Origin of the sequence: Paenibacillus silvestris (assembly GCF_009882985.1) — a bacterium.
GTDB classification, from domain to species: domain Bacteria; phylum Bacillota; class Bacilli; order Paenibacillales; family NBRC-103111; genus Paenibacillus_E; species Paenibacillus_E silvestris.
Window position 1 is genome coordinate 691811 of sequence record NZ_WTUZ01000010.1, and the last position, 18788, is coordinate 710598.

Genomic DNA, 18788 nt, shown 5'->3' on the forward strand with positions numbered 1-18788 from the left:
GCACATCCTCAAGCTTGTTCATAAACTGAATCCGCGATTCGGTTTATCCCGTCTTTTCTTATCGACTACCTTGCCAGCCTCTCTGGACTGTTTTTAAAGGTACATATGTAATTAAAAGAATTATGCCACTTTCGACACAATAAGTCAATATGAACATGATTGATTTTTTGAACAGATATTTTATCATGTGTTATAATTTACATATCAAAATCAAACTGTGACACTTACTCACGATTCTTTAAGGAGGAAAACATTTGTTCAAATTGTTTAAACTTTTAAACCCGTACAAATTTTCAGTTGTAGCCATCATTGCCTTAATGCTCCTTCAGTCACTATCCCAATTGTATCTCCCTACTCTGCTCTCAGACATTGTGGATGTCGGGGTCTTACATGGTGATGTTGCCTATATTCTACGATATGGGGCTTACATGCTTTTGGTAGCTATGGGCGCGATGGTTTGCGTTATGATCGCCAGCTACTTGCTAGCACGGACAGCTACTGGATTCGGTAGAGATTTGCGCAGCAAGCTTTTTAGCCATGTTGAAAGCTTTTCATTACATGAATTTGATAAGGTCGGCACTTCCTCCCTTATAACACGAACCACCAATGATATCGCTCAGGTTCAGCAAGTCATTGTCATGATGCGGATGTTCATTGGCGCACCGACCATGCTTATCGGTGGTGTCATCATGGCGACCTACAAGGATGCCCATCTCGCAATTGTCCTCATCTCTGTTATTCCGATTCTCGCATTAGCCATCATAGGAATCATGTTCAAAGGGCTCCCTCTATTTAAAGTGCTGCAAGTCAAAATCGATGCCATCAATCTCGTGCTTCGCGAGAATTTGACCGGTATCCGAGTCATTCGCGCTTTTAACCGATCTGGCCATGAACAGATGAAGTTTGAAAAAGCAAATTTGGATTATACGCAAACGGCCATCAAAGTGAATACCATCATGGCAACTATGATGCCGATCATGATGTTGGTCTTTAATTTGGGGATTGTCGTCATCCTTTGGTATGGAGGAATACGTATTGATAGCAATCAGATGCAAATTGGCGATTTGATGGCTTTCATTCAATATGCGATGCAAATTATGTTTTCGATGTTCATGATGACGATGATTTTCATGATGATTCCAAGAGCATCCGCTTCTTCAGGGCGTATTAATGAAGTTCTGACGTTGACCTCAACGATTCATAATACCAAAGAGGCAATGACCCTCCCTTCCGATCAAGCTGCGATTGAATTTAAGCATGTAACCTTCAGTTATCCAGGTGCCGAGCAACCTGCGATCCGTGATATTTCATTCCGCGCAGAGCCAGGTGAGATCACAGCCATTATTGGAGGCACAGGTTCTGGCAAAACGACACTGATCAATTTACTGCTGCGCTTTTATGATGTTAATGAAGGCAGCATTACAATCGATGGTCATCCCTTGCCTACATTGAAGCTAGACAGCCTTAGACAGCAAATTGGATACGTCCCTCAAAAGGCAGCGCTCTTCTCCGGTACTGTCGCTGACAACATCCGGTTTGGACGCGAGACGGCGACAGATGAAGAGATTAAGCAAGCTGCACAGACGGCGCAAGCCGCTGATTTCATTGCTGATCTGAAAGACGGCTATCAATCAGTCCTCGCTCAGGGAGGCACGAATTTATCCGGCGGTCAAAAGCAGCGGTTGGCTATCGCCCGAGCCCTTGCTCGCAAACCGGAAATCTACGTCTTCGATGACAGCTTCTCTGCACTTGATTTCAAAACCGACGCTAGACTAAGAGCATCACTTAAGGCTGAAACCGCGCAAGCTACCAAAATCATCGTAGCTCAGCGTGTCAGCACGATCATGGATGCCAACCGCATTATCGTGCTAGAAGACGGACGTATTGCCGGGATCGGCACACATGCCGAGCTGATGAGCACCTGCGGCGTTTATCAAGAAATCGTAGCTTCCCAGCTATCAGAGGAGGAAATAGCATGAGCGATCAACCGAAGAACGGGCAGCGCCCTTCCTCCCAGGGTGTGAATCCAGCTCATTTTGGCCGAGGCGGCATGGGTGCGATGGGTATGCCCGTTCAAAAAGCAAAGGATTTCAAAGGCACCTTGCGCAGGCTTTCCAGCTACATGAAACCTTTCCGGGTATCCATCATTTCTGTTTTTATAGCTGCCGTACTCAGTACGGTTTTCAGCATCGTTAGTCCCAAACTCATGGGGAACGCGACGACGAAGCTATACGAAGGCTCCATGGCTAAGCTGAAAGGTGTGCCTGGCGCACACATCGATTTTGATGCACTGCTGCAAATTGTTTTGATATTAGCTGCACTTTATGTTTTCAGTTCTGTTTTAACTTTTATCCAGCAAAGGATCATGGTAGGTGTCACACAGAAAATTGTGTTTAACCTCCGCAAAGATATTAGCGACAAGCTGGCTCGGGTTCCCCTTTCCTTCTTTGATTCTCGCAGTCATGGAGATACGATGAGTCGCGCCACGAATGACGTGGATACGATCTCTTCTACCATGCAGCAGAGCTTAACACAGCTAATTACCTCCATTGTCACTTTGCTCGGGATTATTATTATGATGCTTACGATTAGCCCTTTGTTGACTTTGGTAACCATTATCACACTGCCTTTAAGTATTATTGGAACGAAAATGATAGCTTCCCGTTCGCAGAAATATTTCAAAGGGCAGCAAAAAACGCTTGGCGAGCTCAATGGCCACGTCGAGGAAATGTATACGGGTCATACCATTGTCAAAGCTTTCGGGCGTGAACATCAATCTATCGAGAAATTCAATGACATCAATGATCGATTGTATCATTCAGGCTGGAAGGCGCAATTTATTTCCGGCATGATATTCCCCCTCATGTCATTTATCGGAAATATCGGATATGTGCTTGTCAGCGTCATTGGCGGGATCATGGTAACGAATGGCTCGATTAAAATTGGAGATATTTTGGCTTTCATCCAGTACTCCGGACAATTTGGGATGCCCATTACGCAGGTTGCTAACATCGCAAACGTTATTCAGTCCACAATCGCTGCCGCGGAACGTATTTTCGAGCTGTTGGATGAACCTGAAGAAGTGCTGGAGGAGACGGCCAGTAAGTCCGTAACGCATGTGCGTGGGCACGTGAAGTTCAACGAGGTTGCTTTTTCCTATAAAACGGATGAGCCGCTCATTGATCATATGAATATTGAAGTGGAGCCAGGTCAAACCGTGGCCATCGTTGGCCCTACCGGCGCGGGGAAAACAACTATTGTAAACCTGCTCATGCGCTTCTATGAGTTAAAAGGCGGAACGATAGCCATTGACGGCATTGATTCTCGTAAAATGTCACGCAGCCACCTTCGGGGATTGTTCGGTATGGTCCTTCAAGACACGTGGCTGTTCAACGGCACGATTCGCGATAATATCGCGTACGGCCGAAACGGCGCCTCCGAGGAAGATATCGTGAATGCGGCTCGCGCGGCGTATGCCGATCACTTCATCCGAACGCTGCCGGACGGCTACAACACCATTTTAAATGAAGAAGCTTCCAATCTCTCGCATGGTCAAAAGCAACTGCTTACCATCGCTAGAGCGATATTAGCGGATCCAGCTATTCTGATCCTAGATGAAGCAACCAGCTCAGTAGATACTCGGACGGAAGTCTCCATTCAAAGAGCAATGAACAATCTGATGGAGAACCGCACGAGCTTCGTCATTGCCCATCGCTTATCCACCATTCGCGACGCTGATCTCATTCTTGTGATGAATCACGGAACGGTGATTGAACAGGGAACGCATGAACAGCTTTTAGCTCAAAACGGCTTTTATGCCGACCTGTATAACAGCCAATTTGCCTCAAAAGCCATCTCATAAATAGGGGGCCGCGCATTCGAGTTGATTCGACTCGATACGCGGTCCTTTTCACGTCGCCCCCTATCTGATAATATAGGAGAGTCAATTTAATTTTAAGGAGATGTCACCATGAGTGAAATGAATACGTTAGAAATCATCCAGTTTATTAAAGAAAGCAAGAAAAAAACGCCAGTTAAAGTATATGTAAAAGGAAACCTGGAAGGCATTGAATTCGGCGAAGGCAGCCAATCCTTCATTTCCGGCGGAAGCGGCGTCGTGTTTGGCGAGTGGAGCGAAATCTCCCCTGTGCTTGAAGCAAACAAAGAACAAATCGTTGATTATGTGGTTGAAGCTGACCGCCGCAATTCCGCAATTCCTATGCTGGACCTGAAAGGGATCAATGCTCGTATCGAGCCAGGTGCGGTTATTCGCGATAAAGTACATATCGGAGACAATGCGGTTATCATGATGGGCGCGCTCATCAACATCGGTGCATCCGTAGGCGACGGCACAATGATCGACATGAACGCTGTTCTTGGCGGCAGAGCGCAAGTCGGTAAAATGTGTCACATCGGTGCAGGCGCAGTTGTTGCAGGCGTAATTGAGCCTCCTTCCGCACAACCTTGCGTAATCGAAGATGATGTACTTGTTGGCGCTAATGCGGTTATCTTGGAAGGCGTACGCATCGGAAAAGGTTCCGTAGTAGCTGCTGGCGCTATCGTTACACAAGATGTAGAAGAGTACACCGTTGTTGCAGGAGCTCCTGCTCGTGTTATCAAGAAAGTTGACGATAAAACAAAATCCAAAACAGAAATCTTACAAGATCTGCGTACCCTGTAAGACCATCTGGAGGAACAGCTATGTCTAGTCCTTTCATTGCACTGCGTCGTGAGCTTCACCAAATCCCGGAGCCGGGTTTTCAAGAGTTCAAGACGCAGCAATTGCTTTTAGACCAACTTGCTAAATTGCCTCAGGATCGGATGAACATCCGGACTTGGCGGACAGGCATTTTGGTTTATATCAAAGGAACAAATCCGACCAAACGTTTTGGCTATCGCGCGGACATGGACGGGCTGCCAATTACGGAAGAGACCTCTCTTCCGTTTCCTTCGCAGCATCCGGGATACATGCACGCCTGCGGACATGATTTTCACATGTCAATCGGCATGGGTGTTATCACTCATTTTGTGCAGCAGCCTATGCGAGATGATCTAGTTGTCTTGTTCCAGCCGGCTGAAGAAGGTCCTGGGGGCGCAATGCCCATGCTAGCTTCGGAAGAACTGCAGGATTGGATGCCGGATCAAATGGTTGCCCTCCACATCGCACCTGAGTACCCTGTTGGTACCATTGCCACGCGGCCTGAGATTTTGTTCGCCAACACTTCGGAGTTGTTCATCGACCTCCTCGGCAAAGGCGGACATGCGGCTTATCCGCATCAAGCGAATGACATGATTATCGCGGCAACGCAAATGGTTGGCCAACTGCAAACCATCGTGTCCCGTAATGTGAATCCGCTGGATTCGGCTGTGGTTACCATCGGCAAAATGGAAGCTGGCACGAAGCAGAACATCATCGCCGAAAAGGGACGCTTGGAAGGCACGATTCGCACGCTTTCCGCTGCTTCAATGGACAAGATCAAGAAACGGATCGAAGGTATCGCCGCTGGCATCGAAAGCTCCTTTGAATGCCAAGTAACGATCGATTACGGCTCAAACTACCGTCAAGTCTTTAATGATCCTGCTTTGACTGGGGAGTTCATGACGTGGCTGCGAACAAACGATCAAGTTCAGCTTGTGGAATGTACAGAAGCAATGACTGGCGAAGACTTCGGCTACTTTCTGGAGCGAATTCCCGGTTTCATGTTCTGGTTAGGGGTAGACACCCCTCACGGATTGCACAATGGCAAGCTTGACCCGGATGAGCGCGCGATTGAAGTCGCTATTCATACCATTACCGCTTACTTCAACTTTAAAACGCAGTAAGATTAATACCAAAAGGCTATCCCGAAAGTCATTTCATGACCGAGGGCCAGCCTTTTTTTTACCTCTGTAGATGGACGGGAAATACTACCGCTTCCCGCTATTCGATTCTGCTCCATAAAAAAAGAGGCGGTCCCAAGTCATCCAATGACCGAGGGAGCACCTCTTTTTTCTTACAATTTGCTGATAAAGCGTTCCACACGATTCAGCGACTCTTCCAATACTTCCTGCGAGTAAGCGTAGGAAATACGGATAAACCCTTCCCCGTAAGAGGTAAAAGCATCCCCAGGCACAACCGCGACATGCTCTTCTTGCAGCAGTCTCATGGTGAAGTCCTGCGAAGATAATCCGAATTTGGCGATGGACGGGAATAAATAGAACGCCCCATCTGGCTTCTCAAGCTCAAAGCCCATTGCCACCAAACGGTCGAAGACATAGTCCCGACGTGCTTCGTATTCTTGCCGCATCGGGAGTGCGTCGTCAATCCCAGCTGTCAATGCTTCCAACGCCGCGTACTGGCTTACTGAGCTGGCGCAGGTGACATTGTATTGATGTACCTTGACCATATGCTCAGTGATGTTAGCAGGCGCCAAGGTGAAGCCAATCCGCCATCCTGTCATAGCATGTGATTTGGATAAGCCATTAATGACAATCGTTTTGTCCCGCAGCCTGCCGATCGTCGCAATGGATTGATGCGACTCCCCATAGACGAGCTCACTGTATATTTCATCTGATAAAATGAACAATTCACGGTCTTCCAGCAGCTCCGCCAAGTCATTCAATTCTTGCTTGGACAACACTTGTCCTGTCGGATTCGACGGATAGCACAAGATCACGCAGCGCGTTTGATCCGTAAGATATGGCGCTAGCAGCTCGGCTGTTAATTTCAAGCCATTCTCCCTTGTGTCCACATAGACGGGAACCCCGCCAGCAAGTCTTATCAAAGGTTCGTACCCTGGATAAATCGGAGCTGGCAAAATGACTTCCGCGCCCGGCGTAAGAATGGTTCGCAGTGTGATGTCCACAGCTTGGCTTGCCCCTGCAGTTACAATAATTTCATCTGCTGCACGGTACGTTTGAGCATATTTCACTTTGACAAAGTGAGATACCGCTTCTCTAAGCTCCAGCAGGCCTGGATTTTGCGTATAGACGGTTTTATTTTCGTCCAGCGCCCTCTGCCCCGCTTCAATAATATGCCGCGGCGTCGGGAAATCTGGTTGTCCGATCGTCAGTGTCAGTGCACCTGGAATGGTGCTGACCAGATTGGAGATTTTACGAATACCCGAAATTTGAATATCTTTTACTTGTGGATTAATTAGATGCTCCATATGATTCGCTCCTCTCCCCATCAGATGAACCCTAGGATGTTCGAATAGTTTGCAACAGGTGATCCATGTCCGTTGGAATCGGGGCTTCGAATTGCAGCCATTCCCCTGTCCGTGGATGCTCAAAGCCTAGAATCGCGGCATGGAGCGCTTGTCCATCCATCAACATCCCTTTGCTCTTGCCGTACATCGGATCTCCGACCAACGGATGTCCTATGAATTTCATGTGCACGCGAATTTGGTGCGTTCGCCCCGTTTCAAGCTTAAGCTCAACCAACGTGAAATCACCGAAACGTTCCATCACGACGAAGTGTGTCACGGCATGCTTACTGTTTTTCTCCGTCACCGTGTACATCTTACGATCATGTGAATCGCGTCCAATCGGCGCATCAATCGTCCCTTGATCATGCTGAAGGTTCCCATGGACTAACGCGATATATTTGCGATTAACGGTATGTGCCTTCAATTGCTCAGCTAGACTGGCATGGGCCTTGTCATTCTTGGCTGACATAATCAAGCCTGATGTATCCTTATCGATGCGGTGTACAATACCGGGACGCAGCTCTCCATTGATGCCGGAAAGATCCTTGCAATGATGCATCAAGGCATTAACTAATGTACCTGAATAGTGCCCTGGCGCTGGATGTACCACGAGCCCGCGTTGCTTGTTGATCACGATAACATCCGCATCTTCATACACGACATTTAGCGGAATGTCTTCAGCAATAAGCTCGACGCCTTGCGGCTCTGGAACTTGCAGCATGATGACATCATGTTCTGAAAGCTTATAGTTTGGCTTGATCGCTTTCTCATTTACCTTAACATGCCCGTCTTTGATCCATTGCTGGACCAAGGTTCTGGACACATCTTCTTCCAAGGCTTCCGTGATGAATTTATCGATCCGTTCACCTGCATACGTTTTGTCAACTGTCCATTCCATAACATCTTGCGATGCTATTTCAGACGAGGTCTGATTTGTGCTCATGAGTTGCTCCTTTTTTCTCTTTTCTCCATGCCAGAATTGAATCTAAGAAAATGAGGATAACCCCGATCACGATGGCGGAATCAGCGATATTGAAAATCGGATAAATGTAATAAATGTCCTTACCGAAAAAGCTGAAATCAAAAGTAACCTGGAGGAAATCGACCACTTCGCCGAATAGCGCGCGGTCTACAAAGTTTCCGATAGCTCCGCCTAAAAGCAAGCTAAGCGCGCATGTCAACAACGTTTTACCTTCACGAATAGTCCGGCGCATGTACCATACAATACCGATCAACACAAAAGTCGTAATGATAATGAAAAACCATCTTTGATCTTGTAAAATACCGAATGCTGCCCCCCGGTTTCGATGCGAAGTGATCATGAAAAACTCACCTAGTACAGACCTTTCCTCGCCGAGCGGAATCCTTTTTACGATGAACCATTTGGTCACTTGATCCAAAATAAACACGATTAGCGCATAGAAATAATACTTCAAATACTTCATAATCTTTTCCTCCTAAGAGCTTTGCCTCTGCAAAAACCCACTTCATAAACATTCACATATATCCGTAAGCAAGAAATGTCCCTTATTTTCAAGGAATTACCTCACTAAAAAACGCGGCTGCTCGGCATTATAACGGTAAGGATCAGCTGTAAGAAGGGAGCTGTACGACCTATGAGCCATTTAACCGAAGAACAATCAAAACAATTATATCTGCAATTATTGGAGGAAAAGCTTGGTCTTGAACAACATTTTGCCACGAACGATCATTTTGGCCTAGCCAACTCTTTCAAAGACAGCACAGGTGAGCTATCCATGTACGATAATCACCCAGCTGACGTGGCCTCCGAGATTTTCGAACGTGAAAAAGATATCTCGCTCAATGAGCACGCTGAATTTCATTTGAGACAGGTTGATGAAGCCTTAGCTCATATGGAACAAGGAGATTATGGTCAATGCGTCTTTTGCCATAACCCGATTTCTTTTGAGCGTTTGCAAGCTATCCCTACCACACTTTACTGCAAAGAACATGTGCCTGATCCTGAACAATCCTTCAGAAGACCTGTTGAGGAGCAAGTTCTTTATCCGCCTTTTGGCCGGACAAGCTTTGACGAACGTGATGACGAAACCGAATTTGATGGTGAGGACGCTTGGCAAATCGTTGAAAGCTGGGGTACCTCCAATACTCCTGCATTCGCAGAAGACCCTAACGTTGGAAGTTACGACGAAATGTATATTGAAGCTGATGAGAATGTCGGCTATGTTGAATCATTCGAAAGCTTCGTAGCCACGGACTTATATGGTGAACATGTCACCATTGTGCGTAGTAAAGCTTACCAAGATTATATGCACAGCGAGGAAGGCGACCCTTTTCTTGAGCCGGAAAACCGTTCCCTGGATGACGAGCCTCTCTAAAATAAACAGGACAAACGAGCTTCGCTATTGCAGCGTAAGCTCGTTTGCTCCTGCTCCTTACTTACTCGTGGTAATGAGCAGTAACCACATCATTACATCTGACGCATAGGGTTGGATGTTCTTTACTTTGCCCAACCTCTGGAGTCACTATCCAGCAGCGCTCGCACTTCTCGCCGTCTGCAACAACAATGGCAATAGCCAAATCCTTCGTCTGATGTGCTCCCTCAGGCGCACATGTACCTGGCTGATGCACAGTTATAGCCGACACGATGAACAGTTGATCCAACTGTTCAAGCTGGGTAAGCAAGCTATACGTAGCTTCACTTGGATATAAGTGCACTGCAGCCCCTAGGGAGTTGCCGATAACTTTCTCTTTACGCGCATCTTCAAGTGCTTTCAGCACTTCATCGCGAACATCGAGGAAGCTGTTCCATTTATTTTCCAATTCCTCATTGTACAAGCTCGAATCCACTTCTGGCAGCTCAGCCAACTGAACACTGCTTAATTCTACACCAGGAATGTACTTCCACACTTCGTCCGCCGTGTGAGCCAAAATTGGCGAAATTAACTTAGTCACTGCCACTAATGAAGCATACAACACCGTTTGTGAAGCTTTTCGTGCAGGATCTTGCGGTGCATTGGCATATAAGCGATCCTTGATGATATCCAAGTAGAAGGAGCTCATCTCAACTGCACAGAAATGATGAATCGTTTGATAAACAACGTTGAACTCATAGGAATCGTAAGCTTTAATAACCTTTTCGACCATACGGTTCAAACGGATCAATGCATAGCGGTCAAGCTCAGACAAGCTTTCAACAGCTACACGATCTGTCTCCGGATTGAAATGACTCAAGTTCCCGAGTAAGAAACGCATCGTGTTACGGATTTTACGATAAACTTCCGTCGTTTGGTTCAAAATATTGTCCGAAATCCGGTGGTCTGACTGGTAGTCCACAGAGGACACCCATAAGCGCAGGATATCAGCGCCTAATTTGCCGCAAACCACGTTAGGATCAATTGTGTTCCCAATGGACTTGGACATCTTGCGTCCTTCTCCGTCCAGTGTGAAACCGTGACTTAGAATACCTTTGTACGGAGATTGCTCCTTCGTCGCTACACCTGTAATCAAAGAGGAGTTAAACCAACCGCGGTATTGGTCAGAACCTTCCAAATATAGATCTGCTGGCCACTGAAGCTCAGGACGAGCTTCTAGCACTGCCACGTGGCTGGAGCCGGAATCAAACCAAACATCCATGATGTCTGTTTCTTTACGGAATTCGCCATGACCACATTTCGAGCAGCAAGTTCCCGCAGGAAGCAGATCCTTCTCTTCTTTGATAAACCAAGCATTCGATCCTTCTTGCTCAAATAGCTGTGCAACATGCTCGATCGTTTGCTCACTCACGAGCGGTTCATTACAGCTGCGGCAGTAGAAAATCGGGATTGGCACACCCCATGAACGTTGTCTTGAAATACACCAGTCTCCACGATCGGCGATCATGTTGTGCAGGCGAACTTCTCCCCACTCTGGTGTCCATGTCACTTTCTTGATTTCATCCAACATCTCTTGTCTGAATTTATCGATCGAAGCGAACCACTGCTCCGTAGCGCGATAAATGACAGGCTTCTTCGTGCGCCAGTCATGCGCATATTGATGCTGAATCTCCCCTGCTTTGAGCAACAAGCCTAACTCCTGCAGCTTCTCAATGATCAGTTTGCCGCCTTTTTCATAGAACATACCTTCGTATCCAGGTGCTTCTGCTGTAAAATGACCTTGGTCATCCACAGGACAAAGGACACCGAGGTTATAGCGCTGACCGATTGCAAAGTCGTCTTCCCCGTGACCCGGAGCCGTATGGACACAACCTGTACCAGCTTCAAGCGTTACGTGCTCACCGACCATCACTAGTGATTCACGATCATAGAAAGGATGCTGACAAGTAGCGTACTCCAGCTCTTTACCTTTCACGGTAGACAACACTTCATAATCGCTCCAGCCGATTTCTTTGGCCGCTGCTTCCAGCAAGCCTTTCGCAAGCACGTACTTCTTCCCATTCGCTTGCACCACGGCATAATCAAATTCCGGATGCAGGGAGATTCCCAAATTGGCAGGAAGGGTCCAAGCTGTCGTCGTCCAGATGACGATTGCTGCATCTTGTGGAATCTTGCCTTTTCCGTCTTTAACTGGGAACGCCACATAGATGGATGAGGACGTTTTCTCTTTGTACTCGATTTCCGCTTCAGCCAGCGCACTTTCGGAGGAAGGGGACCAGTAAACAGGTTTCAAACCTTTATAAACGTAACCCTTTTGCACCATTTTACCGAATACACGGATTTGTCCCGCTTCGTATTCCGGCTGCAGCGTAATATAAGGATTTTTCCAGTCGCCTCGAATACCTAGACGTTGAAATTGGCTCTTCTGTTTCTCCACGGATTGCAGCGCATATTCTTTGCAATATTCACGGAATTCAGGAATCGTCATTTTCTTGCGATCGACTTTTCCGCTGTTTGTAATCACTTGCTCAATCGGCAAGCCGTGTGTATCCCAGCCTGGCACATAAGGAGCGTCATAGCCTTGCAGCGTTTTGAAGCGAACAATCACATCTTTCAAAACTTTGTTAAGTGCATGTCCAATATGAATATCCCCATTTGCGTATGGAGGCCCATCATGCAAAATGAATTTCTTTCTGCCTTTGCGACTCTCCTGCACTTTGGCATAGATGTCTTCGGCATCCCAATGTTCTTGAATTTTAGGCTCCGCTTGAGGTAAATTCCCTCTCATCGGAAAATCGGTTTGTAATAAATTTAATGTTTTGCCATAATCCATTTCCACCACTCCATTCTTACCTTCACCCATTTTATCTTCCAGAAAAACAAAAAAAGCCCCTCATCCCCTAAAGGGACGAGAAACTCTGCTCGCGGTACCACCCTCGTTAATAAGCCACCGAAAACACGCGCTAATCGCGCACAATTCTTCGCTTATTCACTCGATCATGTGTAACGGCATGACCCGGTTCTCTCTACTTCATTCAAGAGACGCTCCTGGGGGATATTCGGCACGCTGCAGAGATTAGGCTCACACCAATACCCTAATTCGCTGACACTGCTTTAACGTCCTACTCGTTCCAGTCATAGCTTTGCTGAGATACTTTTAACAGGAGTATACCGAATTCGCTGGGCATAGTCAATATGACAGCTACCTAGCTGCCATCTTCTTAAGCTTCTTCTTTTTGATCAAACTGCATGCTCTGCCAGCCCTCATTGTTTAAAAGCTCTAGTTGAGCTTCCAGCAGTGTCCGGAAGCGCGTGCGATAAATCGATGCTTGTTTCTTCAACTCTTCAATCTCAAGAGCAACTTTGCGTGAACGCGTCAAGGATTCGTTAATAATCCGGTCTGCGTTCTTCTCAGCTTCTTTCAAGATCAACTGTGCTTCTTTCTTGGCGTTGCTTCGAACTTCATCCGCTGCTTCTTGGGCAACAATAATTGTTTTGCTTAGCGAGTCTTCGATGTTCGTGAAATGATCCAGACGTTCTTGCAGGGCCACCGTTTGATTAGCTAAGTCTTTATTCTCACGAATCAATGCCTCGTAATCTTTAATGACTTGATCGAGGAATTCATTGACTTGGTCTTCATCGTATCCGCGAAAAGAGCGGGAAAATTCCTTATTATGTATATCTAACGGTGTTAATGGCATCAGTGCCCCTCCTTTGCGTTTTGCACAGCAATACGCACATCTATACTGAATCAGTTCGACAGAAAATTAGCAATTCCTGCATGGTTCGTGGATAATTTATCCACGTTCACGCAAACTTGCCGATCTTCACACGAATCCTACCTTTTTTCGTTACACCTTCGACTTCAAGCACCTTGAATCTGCCGAACCCTTGCATAGAAACCATGTCGCCTTCTTTCAGCGGCTTACTTGGATCTTCTTCCGGTTTCCAATTGACACGGCAGCGCCCAGCTTGAATAGGAATAAGTACTTTGGCACGGCTAAGCCTGAATACATCGCTTACAATTCCGTCCATCCGCATGGAGGCCACAGATAACGTCAGCTCATCCAGATTCACAGAGGCTAACTCCAGTTTATCCAGCGGCAGCAGCTCTGTCTGGACATGCACTCTGTGAACTTGTGATAGGTTCATATGCAAATAGTCCGCAGCATCACGGGTAACTAAGCAGTGGCAGCCACCCTCTATAACATGAATATCGCCAACCTTGTCCCGCTTCATGCCGAGTCCAAGAATGGCGCCCATGTAATCCCCATGTTCTAATGTTAGAAATTTGCCGTCCCCGGATGAAACGGAGAGGACAGCCATCTCCATATCTTCCTCATCCAAAGACCGATAATCAGGGGCGATTAACGCCCTTTTGCGTTCCGCATCTGGATAGCCGCCATCGAACCGGCATTGGACATCTGGATGCCGATTCACCAATGAGGTTAAAATGAAAGCTTGTCTGGGATCCAGGTAATCAGTCAGCTTCACGGCGTGGTTCTGTGCTGCCCGCTCCACCCAATCCCAGGCTTTATCTACAAAGTAATGTTCGTCTGAATGAAAATGACTATAGAGTTCTTTAGGCAATTTTAAAACATCCCTACAATGAAATCTAGAACAGCAATAATCCCCATAACCACGAATCGCAGGGCGATAAGGGCAACGATTGGCGACAAGTCAATGAACCCGATGCTTGGAATTATTTTTCGGAAAGGACTTAAGTACGGCTCAACTAATTTCCCCAACAGACCTCCGATAAAACTACCTCGTGCATTAGGGAACCAGGATAGTACTAAGTAACCGATAATCATGAAATAATAAATTTCCATCAAAATACTAAGATAATAGTGAACGTAATCCACGTACGCATCCACCTCTGTGTTAGGATATGCGCCTATTCCTCACCCATCATCTCTGAGATGTGGCCATGAATATCAACTGTATCAGGGGTGCAAAGGAAGATATTCGGTCCCAGTTTGGATATAGACCCATTCAAAGCATATACTGTTCCGCTTAAAAAATCTACAATGCGTATGCCTAGATCACCGCGAACTCGCTGAAGATTGACAACCACCGCTCTTCGAGAACGAAGATGATCTGCGATGTCTTGCGTTTCTTCATACGTTCTAGGCTCGCTCAGCACAACACGCGCGTTCTTCTGTGAGTGAATGCTGACGACATTCGCCTTATTTTTATTACGTAATTCATAAGGATTGGTTTCAGGTTCTTCCGGTGTTTCCACGATTCGCTCACGCTCCACAACTTCTTCCTCTTCTTGTAAGCCAAGAAAATTCATAAATCGGTTATAAACTCCCATTATAATTCCCTCCTATCCGCTTCTTCAATCCTATATAACCTTTATGCTTCTTTTCCAACCAGAACAGTACCTAGTCGCACCCAAGTAGCTCCTTCTTCAATCGCCACTTCAAAATCCCCTGACATTCCCATGGATAATTCCTTGATCTCGTAGGAGAAAATGTTTCGCTCATTTAGTTGGTCTCTCAGCTCTCTTAAACCCCGGAACACGGGTCTTGTTGCATCGGCTTCCATCTCATAAGGCGCCATCGTCATTAAACCGGAGATATGTATATGCTGCAGTTTGCTGACTTCTTCAGCAAATTCGAAGAAATGCTCAGGGGCCATGCCATACTTAGACTCTTCTCCAGAAATGTTAACTTGCAGCAGACAGTTAACTTTCATACCAAGCGCCGCAGCCTGCTTGTCCAATTCTTTGGCTAACGACATCCGATCGAGTGAATGAATGTAACCGAATTTGCCAATGACATCCTTCACCTTGTTCGTTTGCAAATGACCTATGAAATGCCAAGTTCCCCGATCATGCAGGGCTTCCCACTTAGGTTTCACATCCTGCCAGCGGTTCTCCCCGATCTGCAGCAGCCCAGCATCCAGTACACTTCGGGTCGTCTCCAACGACACATATTTGGTCACAGCAATAATCTTGATTTCATGCTCATTTCGTCCTGACCGCTGGCAAGCTGCGGCAACACGAGCTTCAACTTCTTCTTTACGCGCTAGTAAACTCATATATGTAAACACCTCAATTCCAAACGTTGCTTGCTTGTTCTCCTTAGCGAAGACCAATCCAAGCAACCATTCTACCTGTTGAACCGCCCTCTTTTCGATGGGAAAAGAAGTCATCTGAACGGCAACTCGTACATAACTGTGTTACTTCGATATGGGACGACATAATTCCTGCTTGTACCAACAATTTTCGGTTCAGTTCTTGCAAATTCAGCATGTACTTGCCGTTTTCTTTGCCACGGATAACTGTGAGCTGTTCATCTGGCGCTGCACTCATCTCTTCCAGCACCGCATAGACACGTGTTGCTACGGTATCATCTACCTCATAGCAGCAAACACCAATGGACGGTCCTATAGCTGCCCTGATGTCCTTAGGCTGACTACCAAAAGTATGTGTCATTAAGGATATTGTAGCCATGGAAATGTTTAGCACGGTCCCTTTCCAGCCGGCATGGGAAAGACCCACGACATGCTGAACCGGATCGTAGAAAAACAGCGGAACACAGTCTGCAAACTGCGCACAGAGCACGATCCCCTTCTCCTTCGTGATGAAGCCGTCCTTCGCTTGAATGGCTGATTCTCTCGACGTTCTGCCTATCCCTTTCTCCTGAAGGGATACAATAGTCACCTCGTTGCCGTGTACCTGCTCAGCATAGGTAAACGCATCGAACGGCTGACCGACGGCCTCAGCCAGCAGCTCACGGTTCCTGATCACGTGCTCAGGTTTATCCAGCACATGCAGACCACAGTTCAGCGCTGAATAGGGCGCTTCACTCACCCCGCCGTGTCGTGACGTAAAACCTGCCGTTAGCTCCTCATACTGGTCCATCCAACTCGCTATTGTAAAGAGTGCAGGCTGCCCCTCTTTGACTTGTTTCACAAATGGTTCCACGATCTTTCCACTCCCTTGCATTCATCTCTCTCTACTTTAGCACAAAACAAAAAGACACACGATTGTCTCTTGGCTGTTTGTGGGGAATCAGCCTGCATTCGTGTGTCATAAGTTAGTTACGGAACTGTCTGTTGAACTCATAGACACCTTCATTTTCATCGGTTTGACGATACGACCTGGCATCTTCGAGCTTCACGAGCACAACGTCTGCGCCGATTTTCACAATATGTTTCCATGGTATGATGACGTCTGTTCCTGTACCAAACAATCCGAAGAATCGGCTTTGGTTCGGCACGACAATCGATTCGATCCGTCCCTGCAGCAAATCCAGCTCCAGATCGCTGATTTGACCGAGCTTTTTACCGTCCACGATATTGATGACATCCTTCGTCTGGAAATCAGATATTTTCATGAGGCTTTTCACCACGAATCCATAGGATTTTAACTGATTTTGTACTAGTATATGTGCGGTGTGGGCAAAATGTCCTGAATATCAAAAAAAGACCGTCACAGCTTGTCACAGCTGCTCCGGTCTTTATGTATAGAAATTACGATTTCACATGTTTCTGCATCTGGCAGATGGCTGATTTCTCAAGTCGCGAAACCTGTGCTTGGGAAATGCCAATCTCATCGGCAACCTCCATCTGTGTCTTACCTTCAAAAAAGCGCATGGAGAGAATCATTTTCTCTCTCGCATTCAGCTTGCGCATCGCTTCACGAAGCGCGATTCCTTCAATCCAGGACATGTCCTTGTTTCTTTCGTCACTGATTTGATCCATGACATAAATCGGATCTCCGCCATCATGATAAATCGGTTCGAACAACGAGACCGGGTCCTGAATCGCATCGAGCGCAAATACGACATCCTCTTTGGGGACATTCAGCGCCTCGGAGATCTCATAAATCGTAGGTTCGCGCGAGTTCGCATTCGTCAGGCTGTCTCTGACTTGCAGTGCTTTGTAAGCAATATCTCTTAAGGAACGAGAAACGCGAATCGGGTTGTTGTCACGTAAGTAGCGGCGTATCTCACCTATAATCATCGGTACAGCATAGGTTGAGAATTTGACATTTTGGCTTAAATCAAAGTTATCAATGGCTTTCATCAGACCGATACAACCAACTTGGAAGAGATCGTCCACATACTCTCCGCGATTGTTGAACCTCTGGATCACACTTAGAACCAATCTGAGGTTCCCATTCACCAATTTCTCTCTTGCCGATCGCTCCTGCTTGGTCTGCAAATCAGCGAACAGCTCGCGCATTTCAGCATTGGTCAGAACAGGCAGTTTGGCGGTATCAACACCACATATCTCAACTTTATTTCGGGTCACCGTGATTACCTCCCAAGGAGAAACATTAATGTTAATTATCCCCCTGAGTGAGTGATTTATTCCTGCCGAGCCCCCTGTTCTGCCACTTGACAAAAGGCCTCCGACTCGCTCCCCCCTGTGACGCCTGAATAATTTCGACATCGCCAGCCCAAAAATATTTTTCACAAAAAAAAGAGAGGTGGGATCGCGACCTCATCCCATTGCTCTCTTTTTCCTTACACCATCTTATTAAACTCCTTGCGAAGCCTTTTAATAATCCGTTTTTCCAGCCTGGAGATGTAGGACTGCGAAATACCAAGTAAATCAGCAACGTCTTTTTGTGTTTTTTCCTCGCCATCCTGTAAACCAAAGCGAAGCTCCATAATAATTCGCTCGCGCTCGCTCAACTTATCAAGCGCTTTGTGCAGCAGCTTTCGGTCCACTTGTTCTTCAATGTTGCGGTAAATCGTATCGTTTTCTGTTCCAAGCACATCAGACAATAGCAGTTCATTGCCATCCCAATCGATATTCAGTGGCTCATCAAAAGATACTTCTGTACGAATTTTACTATTACGCCGCAGGTACATGAGAATTTCGTTCTCGATACATCTTGAAGCGTATGTAGCAAGTTTAATCTTCTTCTCCGGATCAAATGTATTGACGGCTTTTATCAAACCAATAGCGCCTATAGAAACCAAATCCTCGATGTTGATCCCTGTATTTTCAAATTTCCTGGCTATATAAACAACCAACCGCAGGTTGCGTTCAATCAACATCGCTCGAATAGCGGCATCCCCGGACGGTAACTTTTCCAATAAGTATTCTTCTTCTTCTCTCGTTAGCGGTGGTGGTAGAGCCTCACTTCCACCTATGTAATAGATTTCTTCTCCCTTAAGACCAAGGAGCATCAAAATTCGATAGTACGCTAGTTGAAAGAGCATTTTCCACTTCAAGAGCATGTTAGTTTCCTCCTAAGAGTTTTCCGTAGGAAAACTTACTT

18 protein-coding genes and 1 other annotated feature are annotated in these 18788 nt (G+C 46.5%); of the genes, 5 read left to right on the plus strand and 13 right to left on the minus strand.

Annotated elements, in window-relative coordinates:
- The first annotated feature begins 254 nt into the window (after nucleotides 1-254).
- From GQF01_RS06675 to GQF01_RS06690, 4 genes are all read left to right on the plus strand, one after another.
- A complete protein-coding gene (locus GQF01_RS06675) occupies nucleotides 255-1979 on the plus strand; it encodes an ABC transporter ATP-binding protein (protein WP_161406029.1) in 1725 nt (574 codons plus the stop codon).
- Complete coding sequence (locus GQF01_RS06680) at nucleotides 1976-3862, plus strand: ABC transporter ATP-binding protein (RefSeq protein ID WP_161406030.1); 1887 nt, start codon at nucleotides 1976-1978, stop codon at nucleotides 3860-3862. Before GQF01_RS06675 ends, GQF01_RS06680 begins: the two co-directional genes overlap by 4 nt.
- 108 nt (nucleotides 3863-3970) lie before the next feature.
- Entirely contained in the window at nucleotides 3971-4681 is a 711-nt protein-coding gene (gene dapD / locus GQF01_RS06685; RefSeq protein WP_161406031.1) for a 2,3,4,5-tetrahydropyridine-2,6-dicarboxylate N-acetyltransferase, read from the plus strand.
- A 20-nt stretch (nucleotides 4682-4701) separates the two neighbouring features.
- Nucleotides 4702-5823, plus strand: coding sequence for an N-acetyldiaminopimelate deacetylase (locus GQF01_RS06690; RefSeq protein ID WP_161406032.1), 1122 nt, complete (start codon nucleotides 4702-4704; stop codon nucleotides 5821-5823).
- A 170-nt stretch (nucleotides 5824-5993) separates the two neighbouring features.
- Here GQF01_RS06690 and GQF01_RS06695 read toward each other — a convergent pair whose 3' ends face one another.
- The 3 genes from GQF01_RS06695 to lspA are packed head-to-tail and all read right to left on the minus strand — an operon-like array spanning nucleotide 5994 to nucleotide 8632.
- Nucleotides 5994-7148 (minus strand): aminotransferase A, encoded by a 1155-nt coding sequence (locus GQF01_RS06695; RefSeq protein WP_161406033.1) that lies wholly within the window; start codon nucleotides 7146-7148, stop codon nucleotides 5994-5996.
- A 31-nt stretch (nucleotides 7149-7179) separates the two neighbouring features.
- A complete protein-coding gene (locus tag GQF01_RS06700; protein WP_407945397.1) occupies nucleotides 7180-8085 on the minus strand; it encodes an RluA family pseudouridine synthase in 906 nt (301 codons plus the stop codon).
- A gap of 19 nt (nucleotides 8086-8104) precedes the next feature.
- Nucleotides 8105-8632 (minus strand): signal peptidase II, encoded by a 528-nt coding sequence (lspA, locus tag GQF01_RS06705; RefSeq protein ID WP_407945390.1) that lies wholly within the window; start codon nucleotides 8630-8632, stop codon nucleotides 8105-8107.
- A gap of 171 nt (nucleotides 8633-8803) precedes the next feature.
- Between lspA and GQF01_RS06710 the strand changes: the two genes are divergently transcribed.
- Complete coding sequence (locus tag GQF01_RS06710) at nucleotides 8804-9544, plus strand: TraR/DksA C4-type zinc finger protein (protein ID WP_161406035.1); 741 nt, start codon at nucleotides 8804-8806, stop codon at nucleotides 9542-9544.
- A 61-nt stretch (nucleotides 9545-9605) separates the two neighbouring features.
- On the opposite strand, the gene ileS is transcribed toward GQF01_RS06710, so the two are convergent.
- The 10 genes from ileS to sigE all read right to left on the minus strand — a co-directional run bounded on the left by ileS (nucleotide 9606) and on the right by sigE (nucleotide 18747).
- A complete protein-coding gene (gene ileS / locus GQF01_RS06715; RefSeq protein ID WP_161406036.1) occupies nucleotides 9606-12374 on the minus strand; it encodes an isoleucine--tRNA ligase in 2769 nt (922 codons plus the stop codon).
- Nucleotides 12375-12442: 68 nt separating this feature from the next.
- Nucleotides 12443-12689: a binding site (T-box leader), on the minus strand.
- 73 nt (nucleotides 12690-12762) lie between these two features.
- Nucleotides 12763-13242: a DivIVA domain-containing protein gene (locus GQF01_RS06720; protein WP_145656906.1), complete on the minus strand. Its 480-nt coding sequence runs from the start codon at nucleotides 13240-13242 to the stop codon at nucleotides 12763-12765.
- Between the two features lie 106 nt (nucleotides 13243-13348).
- The gene (locus GQF01_RS06725; protein ID WP_161406037.1) at nucleotides 13349-14131 is read right to left on the minus strand and encodes a YlmH family RNA-binding protein; all 783 of its coding nucleotides are present in this window, start codon (nucleotides 14129-14131) and stop codon (nucleotides 13349-13351) included.
- 2 nt (nucleotides 14132-14133) lie between these two features.
- On the minus strand, nucleotides 14134-14373 hold the full coding sequence (locus tag GQF01_RS06730; protein ID WP_145657840.1) for a YggT family protein: 240 nt from the start codon (nucleotides 14371-14373) through the stop codon (nucleotides 14134-14136).
- Nucleotides 14374-14438: 65 nt separating this feature from the next.
- Nucleotides 14439-14861: a cell division protein SepF gene (locus tag GQF01_RS06735; RefSeq protein WP_145656910.1), complete on the minus strand. Its 423-nt coding sequence runs from the start codon at nucleotides 14859-14861 to the stop codon at nucleotides 14439-14441.
- A 41-nt stretch (nucleotides 14862-14902) separates the two neighbouring features.
- The gene (locus GQF01_RS06740; protein ID WP_161406038.1) at nucleotides 14903-15589 is read right to left on the minus strand and encodes a YggS family pyridoxal phosphate-dependent enzyme; all 687 of its coding nucleotides are present in this window, start codon (nucleotides 15587-15589) and stop codon (nucleotides 14903-14905) included.
- 43 nt (nucleotides 15590-15632) lie between these two features.
- Nucleotides 15633-16478, minus strand: a complete 846-nt coding sequence (pgeF, locus tag GQF01_RS06745) for a peptidoglycan editing factor PgeF (RefSeq protein ID WP_161406039.1) — start codon at nucleotides 16476-16478, stop codon at nucleotides 15633-15635.
- Nucleotides 16479-16590: 112 nt separating this feature from the next.
- Complete coding sequence (locus tag GQF01_RS06750; RefSeq protein WP_161406040.1) at nucleotides 16591-16890, minus strand: YlmC/YmxH family sporulation protein; 300 nt, start codon at nucleotides 16888-16890, stop codon at nucleotides 16591-16593.
- A 136-nt stretch (nucleotides 16891-17026) separates the two neighbouring features.
- A complete protein-coding gene (gene sigG, locus GQF01_RS06755) occupies nucleotides 17027-17809 on the minus strand; it encodes an RNA polymerase sporulation sigma factor SigG (protein WP_145656918.1) in 783 nt (260 codons plus the stop codon).
- Nucleotides 17810-18024: 215 nt separating this feature from the next.
- Nucleotides 18025-18747 (minus strand): RNA polymerase sporulation sigma factor SigE, encoded by a 723-nt coding sequence (gene sigE, locus GQF01_RS06760; RefSeq protein WP_090816111.1) that lies wholly within the window; start codon nucleotides 18745-18747, stop codon nucleotides 18025-18027.
- Between the last annotated feature and the right edge of the window lie 41 nt (nucleotides 18748-18788).